At 62.9% G+C, this 14,538-nt stretch carries 12 protein-coding genes and 1 tRNA gene; 5 read left to right on the forward strand and 8 right to left on the reverse strand.

Annotated features, from left to right (window positions below; genetic code table 11):
• Positions 1-37: 37 nt before the first annotated feature.
• The 4 genes from AB4048_RS10130 to tesB all read right to left on the reverse strand — a co-directional run bounded on the left by AB4048_RS10130 (position 38) and on the right by tesB (position 5,760).
• Entirely contained in the window at positions 38-2,686 is a 2,649-nt protein-coding gene (locus AB4048_RS10130; RefSeq protein ID WP_442201821.1) for a DNA translocase FtsK 4TM domain-containing protein, read from the reverse strand.
• Positions 2,687-2,937: 251 nt separating this feature from the next.
• Positions 2,938-4,284 carry an ammonium transporter gene (locus AB4048_RS10135; RefSeq protein ID WP_442201822.1) on the reverse strand — a complete coding sequence of 449 codons (1,347 nt, stop codon included), beginning with the start codon at positions 4,282-4,284 and terminating at the stop codon, positions 2,938-2,940.
• Between the two features lie 28 nt (positions 4,285-4,312).
• Complete coding sequence (locus AB4048_RS10140) at positions 4,313-4,651, reverse strand: P-II family nitrogen regulator (RefSeq protein ID WP_442201823.1); 339 nt, start codon at positions 4,649-4,651, stop codon at positions 4,313-4,315.
• A 221-nt stretch (positions 4,652-4,872) separates the two neighbouring features.
• Positions 4,873-5,760, reverse strand: coding sequence for an acyl-CoA thioesterase II (gene tesB / locus AB4048_RS10145; RefSeq protein ID WP_442201824.1), 888 nt, complete (start codon positions 5,758-5,760; stop codon positions 4,873-4,875).
• A 101-nt stretch (positions 5,761-5,861) separates the two neighbouring features.
• On the opposite strand from tesB, the gene AB4048_RS10150 reads away from it, so the two are divergent.
• Positions 5,862-7,076 (forward strand): ubiquinone biosynthesis hydroxylase, encoded by a 1,215-nt coding sequence (locus tag AB4048_RS10150; RefSeq protein WP_442201825.1) that lies wholly within the window; start codon positions 5,862-5,864, stop codon positions 7,074-7,076.
• 117 nt (positions 7,077-7,193) lie between these two features.
• Here the strand turns inward: AB4048_RS10150 and AB4048_RS10155 are convergent, their stop codons facing one another.
• The 4 genes from AB4048_RS10155 to AB4048_RS10170 all read right to left on the reverse strand — a co-directional run bounded on the left by AB4048_RS10155 (position 7,194) and on the right by AB4048_RS10170 (position 9,889).
• Positions 7,194-7,382 carry a Trm112 family protein gene (locus AB4048_RS10155; protein ID WP_442201826.1) on the reverse strand — a complete coding sequence of 63 codons (189 nt, stop codon included), beginning with the start codon at positions 7,380-7,382 and terminating at the stop codon, positions 7,194-7,196.
• An 8-nt stretch (positions 7,383-7,390) separates the two neighbouring features.
• A complete protein-coding gene (locus AB4048_RS10160) occupies positions 7,391-8,050 on the reverse strand; it encodes an LON peptidase substrate-binding domain-containing protein (RefSeq protein WP_442201827.1) in 660 nt (219 codons plus the stop codon).
• A 114-nt stretch (positions 8,051-8,164) separates the two neighbouring features.
• Positions 8,165-9,142 carry a thioredoxin gene (trxA, locus tag AB4048_RS10165; protein ID WP_442201828.1) on the reverse strand — a complete coding sequence of 326 codons (978 nt, stop codon included), beginning with the start codon at positions 9,140-9,142 and terminating at the stop codon, positions 8,165-8,167.
• 222 nt (positions 9,143-9,364) lie between these two features.
• The gene (locus AB4048_RS10170) at positions 9,365-9,889 is read right to left on the reverse strand and encodes a prolyl-tRNA synthetase associated domain-containing protein (protein ID WP_442201829.1); all 525 of its coding nucleotides are present in this window, start codon (positions 9,887-9,889) and stop codon (positions 9,365-9,367) included.
• 264 nt (positions 9,890-10,153) lie between these two features.
• Between AB4048_RS10170 and AB4048_RS10175 the strand changes: the two genes are divergently transcribed.
• The 4 genes from AB4048_RS10175 to AB4048_RS10190 all read left to right on the forward strand — a co-directional run bounded on the left by AB4048_RS10175 (position 10,154) and on the right by AB4048_RS10190 (position 14,513).
• Positions 10,154-10,228, forward strand: a tRNA-Gly gene (locus tag AB4048_RS10175).
• Between the two features lie 212 nt (positions 10,229-10,440).
• Complete coding sequence (locus AB4048_RS10180) at positions 10,441-11,475, forward strand: patatin-like phospholipase family protein (RefSeq protein WP_442201830.1); 1,035 nt, start codon at positions 10,441-10,443, stop codon at positions 11,473-11,475.
• A gap of 2 nt (positions 11,476-11,477) precedes the next feature.
• Complete coding sequence (locus tag AB4048_RS10185; RefSeq protein WP_442201831.1) at positions 11,478-12,932, forward strand: GntP family permease; 1,455 nt, start codon at positions 11,478-11,480, stop codon at positions 12,930-12,932.
• 261 nt (positions 12,933-13,193) lie between these two features.
• Entirely contained in the window at positions 13,194-14,513 is a 1,320-nt protein-coding gene (locus tag AB4048_RS10190) for a glucoamylase family protein (RefSeq protein ID WP_442201860.1), read from the forward strand.
• The last annotated feature ends 25 nt before the right edge of the window (positions 14,514-14,538 follow it).

A 14,538-nucleotide genomic window follows, 5' to 3' on the forward strand; every position in this document is an offset into this window, starting at 1 on the left:
GGACGACATCATGATCCGAACTAAAATCATCCGGCCCCTAGCGCTCGATGATATCGGCCTCGGTCGGCACCAGGATCTCCCGTTTGCCGGCATGGTTGGCGGGGCCGATGATGCCCTCCTGTTCCATACGCTCGATCAGCGACGCCGCGCGGTTGTAGCCGATGCCGAGACGACGCTGGACGTAAGACGTGGAAGCCTTGCCGTCGCGAAGCACGATGGCGACTGCCTGGTCGTAGGGATCCTCCGAGTCGGACAGATTGGCCATACCCGCCGGTCCGCCGCCACCCTCGTCGTCGTCGCCGTCGTCGGCGGTGATCGCGTCGAGATATTGCGGCGAGCCTTGTGTCTTGAGGTAGGAGACGATGTCCTCCACCTCGCCATCGGCGACGAAGGGACCGTGGACGCGCTGGATGCGCCCGCCGCCGGCCATATAGAGCATGTCGCCCATGCCGAGAAGCTGTTCGGCGCCCTGCTCGCCGAGGATGGTGCGGCTGTCGATCTTCGAGGTGACCTGGAAGGAGATGCGGGTCGGGAAGTTCGCCTTGATCGTGCCGGTGATGACGTCGACCGACGGACGCTGGGTTGCCATGATCACGTGAATGCCAGCGGCGCGCGCCATCTGCGCCAGGCGCTGCACCGCGCCTTCGATGTCCTTGCCGGCCACCATCATCAGATCAGCCATCTCGTCGATGATGACCACGATGTAGGGCATCGGCCGCAGGTCGAATTCTTCCGTCTCGTACATCGCCTCGCCGGTTTCCCGATCGAAACCGGTCTGGACGGTGCGGGTAATCGCCTCGCCCTTGGCGACCGCCTGTTCGACGCGCGTATTGAAGCCGTCGATGTTGCGCACACCGATCTTCGACATCTTCTTGTAGCGCTCTTCCATCTCGCGCACGGTCCATTTCAGCGCGACGACGGCCTTCTTCGGATCGGTGACGACGGGTGAGAGCAGATGCGGGATGCCGTCATAGACGGAGAGTTCCAGCATCTTCGGATCGATCATGATCAAGCGGCACTGGTCCGGCGTCATGCGGTAAAGCAGCGACAGGATCATGGTGTTGATGGCGACCGATTTGCCCGAGCCGGTGGTGCCGGCGACGAGCAGATGCGGCATCTTGGCCAAATCGGCGATGACAGGCTCGCCGCCGATGGTCTTGCCGAGCGCCATGGCAAGCCTGGCCTTGGAGCCTTCGAAGTCGCGGCTGGCGATGAGTTCGCGCAGATAAACGGTTTCGCGGGTGGCATTCGGCAGTTCGATACCGATGGCGTTGCGGCCGGGAACGACGGCGACGCGGGCGGCGATCGCGCTCATCGAACGGGCGATATCATCGGCAAGGCCGATCACGCGCGAGGATTTAATGCCGGGGGCCGGTTCCAGTTCGTACAGTGTGACCACGGGGCCGGGCCGCACATGGATGATCTCGCCCTTAACGCCGAAATCCTCGAGAACGCCTTCCAGCATGCGGGCGTTCTGCTCGAGCGCGTCGGCCGAAAGCGTCGAATCCCGGACGATCGCCCGCGGCTCGGCAAGAAGATGCACCGCCGGCAGTTGGAAGCCTTGCGGGCGGATGAAGGAGGTCTGCGCTTCGCGCTCGGAGCGGATCCCCGGCTTCGGGCGCGGTGCGGCGGCCTCGACGCGACGATGCGCGGCCGAGCGCCCGGACCCAGCACGCGGCGCCCAAACCTCGTCATCGTCGTCAGGCAGGATGTCGGCAGGCCTCCGATCCATGTCGAACGGCGGATCGTCGTCTTCATCGTCGTCATCAACCGAGATGGAGGGTGCCGAGATCGCGCGCCGGGACGCAGGGCCGTCCATCGACGGCTCCAGGCGCTCGCCACGGACGACGGGCTGCTTGGCCCGCACAGGTTCGTTCAGCGTGCCGAACTCGTCGTCGTTGAAGTCGTAGGGCGCGTCAAAGGCATCGTGGCGCTTGCGCGGCCGCATTCCGAAGAGGCGGCGCATACGCGCCTTGGTGTTGTACCAGGCATGGAGCAGTGCGCCGAAGGCGAGGAAGCTCGGTTCGTCGTCCTCCTCCTCTTCGCCGACGGTGCGGGCGCGGCTCGGCACCACCTCGCCGTCTTCGTCATCGACATTCTCATCCGCCACGGTTCGGCCGACGAGGCTGGCGGCAAAGAGCATCAGCCAGATGGCCGGCACCGAAAGGACAACTCCGAGCACCATACCGAAAAGACCGCTCGGATAGGCACCGACGAAGAGGGCGGGAAAACGCAGGATCATGTCGCCGACGACACCGCCGATACCGTTCGGGATCGGCCAGGTGACGGGTGCCGGAAAGCAGCCGGTCGCGGCCGCCGCGACGATGGCGCCGCCGGCCCAGGCGGCAAGGCGGACGGGGATGCGGTGCAGACGGCGGCCGGAGATCAGCGCGAGCGCCCAGGCGACCACCGGCAGCAAGGCAAGTACGCTCGCAAGCCCCAGCGACTGCATGACGATGTCGGCGAAGGCAGCGCCGGGATAGCCCAGCACGTTGGTGGGAGCGTTGCCCGTCGCATAGGAATAGCTGGGGTCCATCACGTTCCACGTGGCGAGCGCCGCCACGGCCAGCGCCAGCATCGCAAACAGCGCGAAGCCAGCCAGGCCGATGATCTGCCGCCACATGAATGCCGAGAGCGAGAAACGATCGAAGCGACCGTCCAGCGCTGCGGAATTGCTTCTGCCCATAGTGTCCAGCCCGCCTTTTGCCGAGAGCCGGGCGAATCGGCGCTATGCCGGACGCCCAAAACGTCGACACTACCTAATCAGAGGAGGGTTAATGCCATGTTAACCATGCACAATCGGCGCACAAGCAAAGCAGCGATGATCCATAAAAACAAAAGAGCCCGGACCAGTGGTCCGGGCCAAGATCGGCACTTCTTTCGAAACGCGTGGTGTTCTTGAGCGACGCCGGAGGGTTCCGGCGCCGCGATCCGCTATCAGGCGTGGTAGGCAGCTTCGCCATGCGCCGAGAGATCGAGGCCCTGGCGTTCGGCTTCGACCGTTACGCGCAGGCCAACGACCATGTCGACGATCTTGTAGAGGATCAAAGAGCCGATGCCGGTCCACAGGATGGTGACGACGACGGCAATGATCTGAACCTTCAGCTGGCCGGCCATCGTCTGTTCCCCGACATAGCCGACGCCGCCGAGAGAGGCGCTTGCGAAAATGCCGGTCGCCAGGGCGCCGAATATGCCGCCGATGCCGTGAACGCCGAAGACGTCGGCGGTGTCGTCATAGCCGAACTTGTTCTTCACCGTCGAGACGAAGAAGTAGCAGATCGGCGAGACGAGCAGACCCATGACGATCGCGCCCATCGAACCGGCAATACCCGATGCCGGCGTAATGGCGACGAGACCGGCGATCATGCCCGACGCGGCACCGAGCATCGAGGCCTTGCCGCGGGTCATCGTTTCGACCAGCGACCAGGAGATCGTCGCGGCGGCCGTCGCGAGGAAGGTGTTGACGGTGGCGATCATGGCGCCGCCGGAAGCTTCTAGGTTCGATCCGGCGTTGAAGCCGAACCAGCCGACCCACAGCAGCCCGGCGCCGATGAACGTCATGGTCATCGAATGCGGAGCCATCATGTCCTTGCCGAAGCCGGTGCGCTTGCCGACCATGATCGCACCGATCAGACCCGAGACGCCCGCATTGATGTGAACGACCGTGCCGCCGGCGAAGTCGAGCGCGCCGAGACCGAAGAGATAGCCGCTGGCGTCCCAGACCATGTGGGCGACAGGGAAGTAGACGAAGGTAACCCAGAGCGAGCAGAACAGCACCGACGCCGAGAACTTGATGCGCTCGGCGAAGGCGCCGATGATCAGGCAGGGCGTGATAGCGGCAAAGGTCATCTGGAACAGGAAGAAGAGATATTCCGGAATGACGACGCCCTTGGTGAAGGTCGCCGACGTGCTGGCCGGCGTCACACCCGCCATGAACAGCTTGCCTAGACCGCCCCAGAAGGGGTTTGTGCCGCCGCCGAAGGCGACGGAATAGCCGTAGATCGCCCAGATCAGCATGACGACGCAGCCGATCATAGTGACCTGCATCAGGATCGAAAGCATGTTCTTGGCGCGCATCAGGCCGCCATAGAAGAGTGCCAGGCCGGGCACGATCATCAGAAGCACGAGCAGGGTCGCGATATACATGAACGCGACGTCACCCTTGTCCGGCACCGGAGCAGCAGCCGGCGTCGCCTCCTGGGCGAAAGCCACTACCGGCGCAAGCAAAGCTGCCGACACGGCGCCCGCCTTGGCAAGGGTGGAAGAAAGTTTAGAAAATGACATTGGCAAAGTCTCCCTTAGCGGCCGTGCTTCAAAGTGCTTCTACATCGGTCTCGCCGGTGCGGATGCGTACGGCGTGTTCCAGCGAATAGACGAAAATCTTCCCGTCCCCGATCTGCCCGGTCTTGGCGGCGGCGGCGATGGCCTCGACCGCCTTGTCGACGATTTCAGATCCGACGGCGACCTCGATCTTCAGCTTCGGCAGAAAGCTGACCGCGTATTCAGTGCCACGGTAAATTTCGGTATGACCCTTCTGACGTCCGTAGCCCTTAACCTCGGTCACGGTCAGGCCCTGGATGCCGACCGCCGTTAGGGCTTCTCGGACCTCATCCAGCTTGAACGGCTTGATTATGGCCATCACAATTTTCATCTGGTTCCCATCCTTTGTTTATGCTCGGCAGAGCCGACTGTCCCCGGAGGCGGGCACCCGAAGCGCCTGCGACCCGATCTATACATTCAAAGGGCGTGCCAGATTCAGCATGGCTTCATAAGCCATTGAAAAATAATAGGATTATTTGCAGCTACCAAAAAAACGGCAGGGGATTAGCTAATTTCCGCTCAAATATTGTGCATATCGAGAAATTTGACCATTTATTGGTCATTTGCCTTTTTCCGAATCAAACCCTCCTGGGCAACCGAGGCTACGAGTTCACCCGAACGGGTGAAAAGGCTGCCGCGCGTCATGCCGCGGGCCCCGGATGCGCTCGGACTGTCCTGGGCATAGAGCAGCCAGTCGTCGAGCTTGACGGGACGATGAAACCACATGGCGTGGTCGAGACTTGCGACCTGGAGGTTCTGATCGAAGATCGAGGTCCCATGCGCATAGAGCGAGGAATCGAGCAGCGTCATGTCCGAGAGGTAGGCGAGGACGGCGGCCTGTGTCAGGCGGTCGTCCGGCACGGGACCGGTCGCCCGCACCCAGATATTCTGCTGCGGCTCCAGCTTGGCGTCCGAAATGTAATGGGTGAAGGATTGCGGGCGAATCTCGATCGCCCGGTCGCTCTGCCAATAGCGGCGCAGCGCTGCCGGGGCGTCGGCTAGAAAGCGCTCCTTGACCTCGTCCTCGCCCGGTAACTCTTCCGGCCCCGGAATGCTCGGCATCTGGATCTGGTGATCGAAGCCCGGCTCGTCCTGCTGAAACGACGCCGACATGGCAAAGATGCCCTTGCCGTGCTGGATCGCAAGAACGCGGCGGGTGCTGAAGCTGCCGCCGTCGCGCAGGCGCTCCACCTGATAGATGATCGGCACCGAGGGATCGCCCGGCCGCATGAAATAGGCATGCAGCGAATGCACATGACGATCGCCATCGACGGTGCGCTGCGCGGCGACGAGCGCCTGCCCGATGACCTGGCCGCCGAAAACCCGCTGCCAGCCGGCCTGCGGACTGTTGCCACGGAACAGATTGACCTCGATCGGCTCGAGATCGAGCGTCCGGATCAGCTGCTCCATGGCGGTCGGCTTAGGCTTCTCTGACGACATTGCGAATGTGCTCCGGCGGGTATGAACGGTGAATGTGATGCACTATATAGACCACGATTGGTTTACGGACACTTTGGACGAGAGACACTGGGGGCAAGGCGATGAAGGACATGCTGGTCGTGGGTGGCGGTTACGTGGGCCTCGCCGCGGCTGTCGCCGTCAAGCAGGCAGCGCCGCACCTTGACGTAGAGGTGATCGAGGCCGCCCCCGAAACCGTCTGGAAAAAGGACATGCGCGCCTCGGCGATCATCGCCGCGGCCGTCAAGATGCTTGAGGTTTTCGGCATCTGGGAAGAAATCCGCGGCGAAGCGCAGCCGATCAACCGGATGATCGTCACGGATTCGCGCACCGGCGACCCGGTGCGGCCGGTTTTTCTCACCTTCGACGGCGAAGTCGAAAACGGCGAGCCCTTCGCTTACATGATCGAGAACGCAGTGATGGTCGGGGCGTTGCGCGGCGCCTGCGAGCGGCTCGGCGTCACCATCCGCCACGGCCTGAGCGCGACCGGTTTCACCACGAGCGACGCCTCCGTGGCGTTGTCGCTCTCCGATGGCAGCACTGTCGAGACACGGCTTCTGGTGGCCTGTGACGGCGTGCGCTCGAAGCTGCGCGACATGGCCGGCATCAAGACGGTGAACTGGGATTACGGTCAGTCGGGCATCGTCGCCACCGTCGACCACGAACGTCCGCACGAGGGCTGCGCGGAAGAACATTTCCTCCCCGCCGGCCCCTTCGCCATTCTGCCGCTCAAGGGCAACCGTTCCTCGCTCGTCTGGACGGAAAGGACGGGCGACGCCGAGCGCCTGGTTTCCGCCGACGAGCTTATCTTAGAAGAAGAATTGGAGCGGCGCTTCGGCCACAAGCTTGGGGCGTTGAGGGCAACCAGCGAACGCCGCGCGTTTCCCCTCGGCCTGACGCTGGCGCGCGATTTCGTCGCACCGCGTTTCGCGCTTGCCGGCGACGCCGCCCACGGCATCCACCCGATTTCGGGTCAGGGCCTCAATCTCGGTTTCAAGGACGTGGCGGCGCTCGCCGAAACGATCGTCGAAGCGGACCGTCTCGGCCTCGACTTCGGTTCGATCAACATCCTTGAACGCTACCAGACCTGGCGCCGCTTCGACACATTCCGGATGGGCGTTACCACCGACGTGCTGAACCGGCTGTTTTCCAACGACGTCGGCCCGATCCGCGTGATGCGCGACATAGGGCTGGGCCTCGTCGACCGCATGCCGCGCCTGAAGTCCTATTTCATCAGTCAGGCGGCGGGCACCGCAGCCCACGGCAAGCCGCGGCTGCTTTCCGGCGAAGCGATCTGAAGCAATTTCAGGAAAAGTGTGAAACGGTTTTCCGTCCGGAATTGCGTGACAACAAAAAGATGGAGCCGATCTGCGGTTCAAAGAAAAGCCGATCTGCTCTGACGCCCAGGAGCCTGCTCAGTCGTCCAGCCGTCGGGCCTCGGAAATCAGCATGATCGGAATGCCATCGCGAATAGGATAGGCGAGACGCGCCTTTTCCGAGACCAGCTCGTTTTTCTCGCGGTCGTAGGTCAGCCGTCCCTTGGAAAGCGGGCAGACGAGCAAGTCGAGAAGCTTCGGGTCTACCTTGCTGACGGTGTCGTCCATGGCGCGTTCTACTGCAGGACGGAATCGGTGTCGCCGAAGCGGGCGAGCACAATTTCCGTGATCGCGATGAAGGTCTCCGCCCGCGTCTTCAGGTCCGGCGCTTCGAGAAGGGCCTGCTTTTCAGCCGGTTCGAAGGGCGCCATCATCGCCAGCGAGTTGACGAGCGTCATGTTGCTGGCGCGCTCCACGCTCGCCCAGTCCGCCTCAAGCTTGTTGGCCTCAAGATAGGCCTTGAACGCGCCAAGCAGTGCCGCGCGGTCGACAGTATCCTCTTCGTCGCGCGATTTGAGGTCGGAAACGAAGGGAGCGATGCGGAAGGTGCGATAAGCATTATGGCCGGTCATCTCGTCGATCAGACGGAAGCGGCAGATGCCGGTGAGCGACGTTATGTAGCGGCCGTCGCCGGTCTCCGAGAAGGAGGTGATCCGCCCCAGGCAACCGACCTGCGCCAAATTAGACGTGTTCGGCGGCTCGCCAAGCGCCGGCTGAACCATGCCGATCAGCCGGTTGCCGGCGATTGCGGCATCGAACATCGTCAGATAGCGCGGCTCGAATATGTTCAGCGGCAACTGGCCGCCGGGAAGCAGAAGCGCGCCTGACAGGGGAAACACGGCGACGCACTCAGGCAAATCGTTCGGCTTGAGATATCGGGCATTGCCAACCTGCATGAACGAAAATCCCGGCTTTCGTGACGCTTCACGCGCACGCCCCTTACGCGTTCTCCCCTCGACGAAATGTGGCCCCTTCCTGCAAAAACGCAAGAGGGTTTCGATGCCTAAACGTCAAGAGAACAGGATCGAGGAAAGACGTCGGCGCGCCGCAATGGTTGCCGGATCCTTCGGGCCCCAGACTTCGAAGAACTCCAGCAGCTGGCGACGCGCACCGTCATCGTCGAAACCACGGTCGCGGCGCATCACGGTCAGCAGCTGGTCGGCCGCCTCGTCACGCTTGCCTTCGACATTGCGGATCTTGGCAAGCTTTATCCGGGCGGCGTGATCGTCGGGATTGCTGACGAGCTCGCGCTCGAGTTCGACGGGGTCGCCAAGCTTGCGGGCTTCGTCGATCTGGTCGAGCTTTTTCAGGACGGCCTGGATGCCCGGTTCCTTCGCCAGCGTTTCAGGCAGATCGGAGAGGGCTTCGCGGGCGCGCTGGTTCTGCCCGGCGGCAATCATGCATTCGGCCATGCCGGTGAGCGCGCTTGCATTTTCCGGATCCGCCTGCAGCACCGCGCCGAAAAGCTCGGCGGCACCGTTGATGTCGCCTCCACCGAGAAGCGTGCCCGCTTCTTCCAGGATGGCGGAGATCTGCTCGGCCTCGTCGCCGCCAGCCCCACCGGGGCCGGCGAGCCGGTCGATGAACTGCCGGACCTGACTTTCCGGCACCGCGCCCATGAAGCCGTCGGCCGGCCGGCCGTCGACGAAGGCGATGACGGCCGGGATCGACTGGATTCCAAGCTGGCCGGCGATCGAGGGATGGTCGTCGATGTTCATCTTGACAAGCTTCACCCTGCCGCCCGCCTCGTTGACGACCTTTTCGATCACCGGCGTCAGCTGCTTGCACGGGCCGCACCAAGGCGCCCAGAAATCCACGAGCACCGGCTGGCGGCGCGATTCCTCGATGACATCGCGGGCAAAGGTTGCCGTTGTCGTGTCCTTGATGGGGGAGCCTGCCTCCGCTGCCGCGGGCGCCGCGCCGTAGTTCGCGCTCGCCGTCATCTGGCCGCCGAAAGAGCTGCGATAGGGGTTGTCTGAGCCGCTCATGAGTATCTCCCGCCTTGTCCGGCATATTTTCTTGTCTGAAGCGCCGCGCGTTTGCCGCGCAAAAGACGCTTAAGCAGTTTGAATTTGCGCATAGAGATCGGTGCCGATCTATATGGTGATGGTTAGGCTACAGTATCGCGCATGCCTTCGCACGCGTCGCTCCATAATTTCTCTCGGGCGTTCCGCTGACCGAAATCCGCATCCGCCGCATAAAATCGTGCCTCAAGCCGTCACTTTCAAGACGAGCGGCGTATGGCCCGTCGCCTCCATGAAGCGGATGAGATCGGCGCCTGCGATCGATGTCGTGGCATCGTTTGTCAGCGGATGGCAGTTGACGATCTCATGCTCCATCAGATCCGCGTCGAGCACGAAGGTGACGTTGTTGCTCGTGTCGTTGATCGCGCCGAAGGCGGTGACCGAACCCGGAATGACGCCCAGAAATTCCAAGAGCTTTTCCGGCTTGCCGAAGGAAACCTTGCTCGCGGCACCAATCAGGCCATGGACCGTCTTCAGGTCGACGGCGGCGTTTTCCTCGACCGTCAGCAGGAAGAAATTATCCTTCTTGTCCTTCACGAACAGGTTTTTCGTGTGCCCGCCGGGGATCTCGTCGCGCAGCGCCACCGATTCCGCGACGGTAAAGACCGGCGCGTGATCCCTGGTGCTGTGCTTGATGCCGAGATCGTCGAGAAAACGGCAAAGATCCTCGCGGGTCTTCGGCGGCCGAACTGTTTCATCTGGTGCAAGCATGGTCGACTCACTGCGCACTGTGTTGAAAAACGCGGGCTTCCTGATACGTCGCACGCTGGTTTTTTGCAATCGCCACCGGGAATACGGGCCGAAAGCCCTTACATTTCCAGGGATATGCCGCGCCACGACAGGGGGGTCGAGCATTTTTCTTCGCTCTTTCGTCATTTCCCTGTTGCATTTGAAAAATGGTTAGGCCATATAGCGCCCGTCGCCGCAAGGTGGCACCCACGGTCCACTTCACTACCCCGGACCGATGCGGAATGAGCGGGTGTAGCTCAGGGGTAGAGCACAACCTTGCCAAGGTTGGGGTCGAGGGTTCGAATCCCTTCGCCCGCTCCAATTTTCCTAAGAATTCAAGACGTTAGCAGACGCCCTTTCGGGGCGTTTTCTCATTTCTTTGCGTGCTGCTGGCCGAGCGCACGATCCCTGCCTTCCTTTTCCGCTTTCTATCGACGCCCCCATAATCGGAACCAGTCGGGCTTTCGTGGCGGTGGGCGATGTGTATATTGCGGTTGCGAGATATCCTCTAGATCGGCGGACGGGGTGACGGCATGCAGGCGAAAACCAAGCAGCGTGACGACCTCAAGGTCGACCTCGCGCTTCAGGGCGGCGGCGCGCATGGCGCGTTCACATGGGGCGTGCTCGATCGTCTGCTCGAAGAGAAATGGCTGAGACTCGAGGGTATTTCGGGCACCTCGGCGGGCGCGATGAACGCGGTGGTGCTTGCCCATGGCCACGCCCTTGACGGCGCCGATGGCGCGCGCGAAGCGCTCGAAGGCTTTTGGAAAAAGGTATCCGAGGCGGCCCAGTACAGCCCGTTCCAACGCGGTCCGCTCGATGTTCTGCTCGGGCGCTGGACGCTCGACAACTCGCCGATCTTCGTCGCCATGGATATGGCGGCGCGCCTGTTTTCGCCTTACGACCTCAATCCCGGCGGTTCCAATCCGCTCCGTGCCATCCTCGCCGACATGGTCGATTTCACGAAGCTGGCGGAAAGCCCGATCAAGCTCTTCATTACCGCGACAAATGTACGCACCGGGCGCGGCCGTATCTTCCGCAACGCCGAGATCACTCCCGACGTCCTGCTCGCCTCCGCTTGCCTGCCGACGATGTTCCAGGCGGTCGAGATCGACGGCGACACCTATTGGGATGGCGGCTATGCCGGCAACCCGACGCTGACGCCGTTGATCCGCGAATGCGATTCGAAGGATACGATCCTCGTCCAGATCAATCCTGTCGAACGGCCGGGCACGCCGCGATCGGCTCGCGACATCCTCAACCGCCTGAATGAAGTGTCCTTCAATGCCGTCCTCTTGAAGGAGCTCCGGATGATGGGTCTGCTGCGCCGGGTGGCGCGGTCGGACGACGATGAAAGCATGCGCTGGGCCTCCATGCGCATCCACCGCGTTGCCAGCGACGCCATGCTGGACTTCGGCTATTCCTCGAAGCTCAATGCCGAGTGGGCGTTCCTGTCGCTGCTGCGCGACGAGGGCCGCCGGTCGGCCGAGGCATTCCTCGAAGAGCATGCCGACGATCTCGGAACGCGCTCCTCGCTCGATCTCGAAACGCTCCTGGAAGGGGTCTGAGCATGGGCTTGCTCGGCATTCTCTTTGCGCTCGCCGTCCTGATCTGGCTGGCGTTCCGCGGATGGAGCGTGCTGCTGCTCGCGCCGGCCGCCGCGGCGGTCGCCGCCGTCTTCGGTGGCGAGCCGTTGCTTGCCCACTGGACGCAAACCTTCATGACGAGCGCTGCGCGTTTCTTCGCACAGTTCTTTCCGCTTTTCCTGCTGGGCGCACTGTTCGGCAAGCTTATGGAAGCGAGCGGTTCGGTCTCGGCCATCGCCGCCTTCATGACCGAGAAGCTCGGCAAGGAGCGCGCGATCCTCGCCGTCGTGCTCGCCGGCGCCTTCGTCACCTACGGCGGTGTCAGCCTGTTCGTCGCCTTCTTCGTGCTGGCGCCGATGGCCGAAGCCCTGTTTCGCGACGCCGCCATCCCGCGCCGGCTGATGCCGGCCGCGATCGTGCTCGGGACGTCGACCTTCACCATGTCGGCCATGCCCGGAACGCCGTCGATCCAGAACGCTATCCCGATGCCGTTTTTCGGCACCACCCCGTTTGCCGCTCCGGGCCTTGGCATCATCGCCTCGGCGATCATGATCCTGTTCGGCATGTGGTGGCTCACCCGCGAGGCAGCAACGGCGAAACAGGCGGGGGAGGATTTCGGCGACGGCATTATTGCCTCCGCCGATAGCCTTGCCGGCAACGAGGCACTTCGCGAGCGGGCGACCGCCGCGCGTGAATTCGACCCGGCCGAACTTTCCCACGGCGGCCATGCTGCCACGGCGCCTTCAATCCTTGCCGCCGCCCTTCCCCTCATCGTCGTGGTCATCGTCAACCTCGCCATGTCCCTCTTCATCCTGCCTCGCCTCGACGTCGGTTTCTTGAACGAACCGCGCTGGGGCGGAACCACGCTTTCGGCCGTCGGCGGCGTCTGGGCTGTCGTGACCGCGCTTGCGGCTGCCATCGTCACCGTCTTCGCGCTCAACTACCGGCGGCTTCCGACGGTCCGCGAAACCATGGATGCCGGGGCCAACGCCTCGGTATTGCCGGCCGTCAGCGTCGCAAGCCTCGTGGGCTTCGGTGCGGTTGTGGCCGCCATGCCGGCTTTCGAGGCGGTGCGGGACTGGGTGCTCGGCATCGGCGGCGGCCCGCTCGTGTCGCTCGCGGTCGCCACGAACATCCTGGCGGCGCTGACGGGATCGGCCTCCGGCGGACTGACGATTGCGCTCGACGCGCTCGGCAGCACCTACATGGCACGCGCCGCCGAAATCGGCCTGAACCCCGAACTCCTGCATCGCGTCGCCGTCATCGGTTCTGGCACTTTGGACAGCCTTCCGCATAACGGCGCGGTAGTGACGTTGCTTGCCGTCTGCGGATCGACGCACCGCGAAAGCTACCGCGATATCGTCGTCGTCGGCATCCTCGGCGCGCTGATTGCGCTCGCGGCGGTGATCGTGCTCGGATCGCTTTTTGGCTCGTTCTGACAAAAAGGGGTAGATTTCCGCATTTCTATCCACAAATGGCCCCGTTTTCTTCTTAATTAATCATCCACCAATGCGTGCCAGCATCAAACGTGTCTGATTTGCTGCGGTATCCGCTCGCGTATAACCCTTAAATCGGAATCGATTTGAGGGAGAAATATGCGTAGAATCGGTGAGTTGCTGCGTCGCTAGCGCGTTCCGCCGGGACGCCCGGGCAGTCGGCACCGGAGCAGGGCATGGGGGTGCGGAATGGATGGGTTTGCAATGCTCCAGCGCAACAACGACGCGGACGCGTCACTGATCGACGGATTGCAGAAGGCGGCCTTCGACTATTTTCTGCTGTATACGAACCCTGAAAACGGTCTCGTCGCCGACACGTCGATCCGCACCAGCCATTGCAGCATCGCTGCCGTCGGCTTTGCGCTTTCCAGCTACCCCGTCGGCGTCGAACGCGGCTGGATCAGCCGAGCCGATGCCGCCGCCCGTGTCGCCACCACGCTCAACTTCTTCGCCGACAGCCACCAGGGGCAGGAGCGGCATGCCACCGGCTATCGCGGCTTCTACTATCATTTCCTCGACATGAAACACGGCCGCCGCGCCTGGAACAGCGAACTGTCGATGATCGACACCGCCTTGCTCCTGATGGGCGTGCTTGCGGCCGCCGCCTATTTCACCGGCGAAGACGAGACCGAGAGCGATATCCGCGCGCAGGCGACAGTGCTTTACGAGCGCGCCGACTGGCGCTGGGCGCTCAACAAAGGCGAGACCATTTCCATGGGCTGGAAGCCGAGCAGCGGTTTCCTGCGCTGGCGCTATCAGGGCTATGACGAGGCAATTCTTCTTTACACCCTGGCGCTGGGCTCGCCCACGCATCCGATACCGAAGACCAGCTATGATGCCTTTGCATCCACCTATACGTGGATGATGTACAAGCAGCAGCCCTTCCTCTATGCCGGCCCGCTCTTCATTCACCTGTTCTCGCATGCCTGGATCGATTTTCGCGGCATCAACGACCGCTACATGGCGGAAAGAAACACCGACTATTTCAGCAATACCCAGATCGCCATCGACGTGCAGCGCGACTACGCCGAGCGCAATCCCGGACGCTTCGTCGGCTATGGCCGCGATATCTGGGGGCTGTCGGCTTGCGACGGCCCGATCCCGACCGGCGGACGCCACAGCCGCAACCACCGTCCGAAGGTGCTGGGCTATGCGGCACGCGGCGCGCCGCTCGGTCCGGATGACGGAACGATCGCGCCCTGGTGCCCGCTTGCCTGCCTGCCCTACGACCGGCAGGCCGCTCTGGACGGAACGCGCGCGCTGCTTGCCGCCTATCCGAACCTTTTGCTCGACGGCCGTTTCCCGGGAGGCTTCAACCCGAGCGTAGCGGGCCCCGGCCCCGAGGGTTGGGTCGACGACCGCTCGGTCGGCATCGACCAGGGATTGCTGGTCATGATGATCGAGAACGACCGCAACGGTCTTCTCTGGGACCTGATGCGGCAGTCGCCCATCATGCGCGCCGGCCTTGCCCGTGCCGGCTTCATCGGTGGCTGGCTCGACGAACCCGCCGCTGCCGTCGCCTGAGAGCGAACAACGCGGCTTTCGCCAA

It is taken from the genome of Rhizobium sp. RAF56 (genome assembly GCF_052113965.1).
In the GTDB taxonomy this organism is placed as follows: domain Bacteria; phylum Pseudomonadota; class Alphaproteobacteria; order Rhizobiales; family Rhizobiaceae; genus Rhizobium.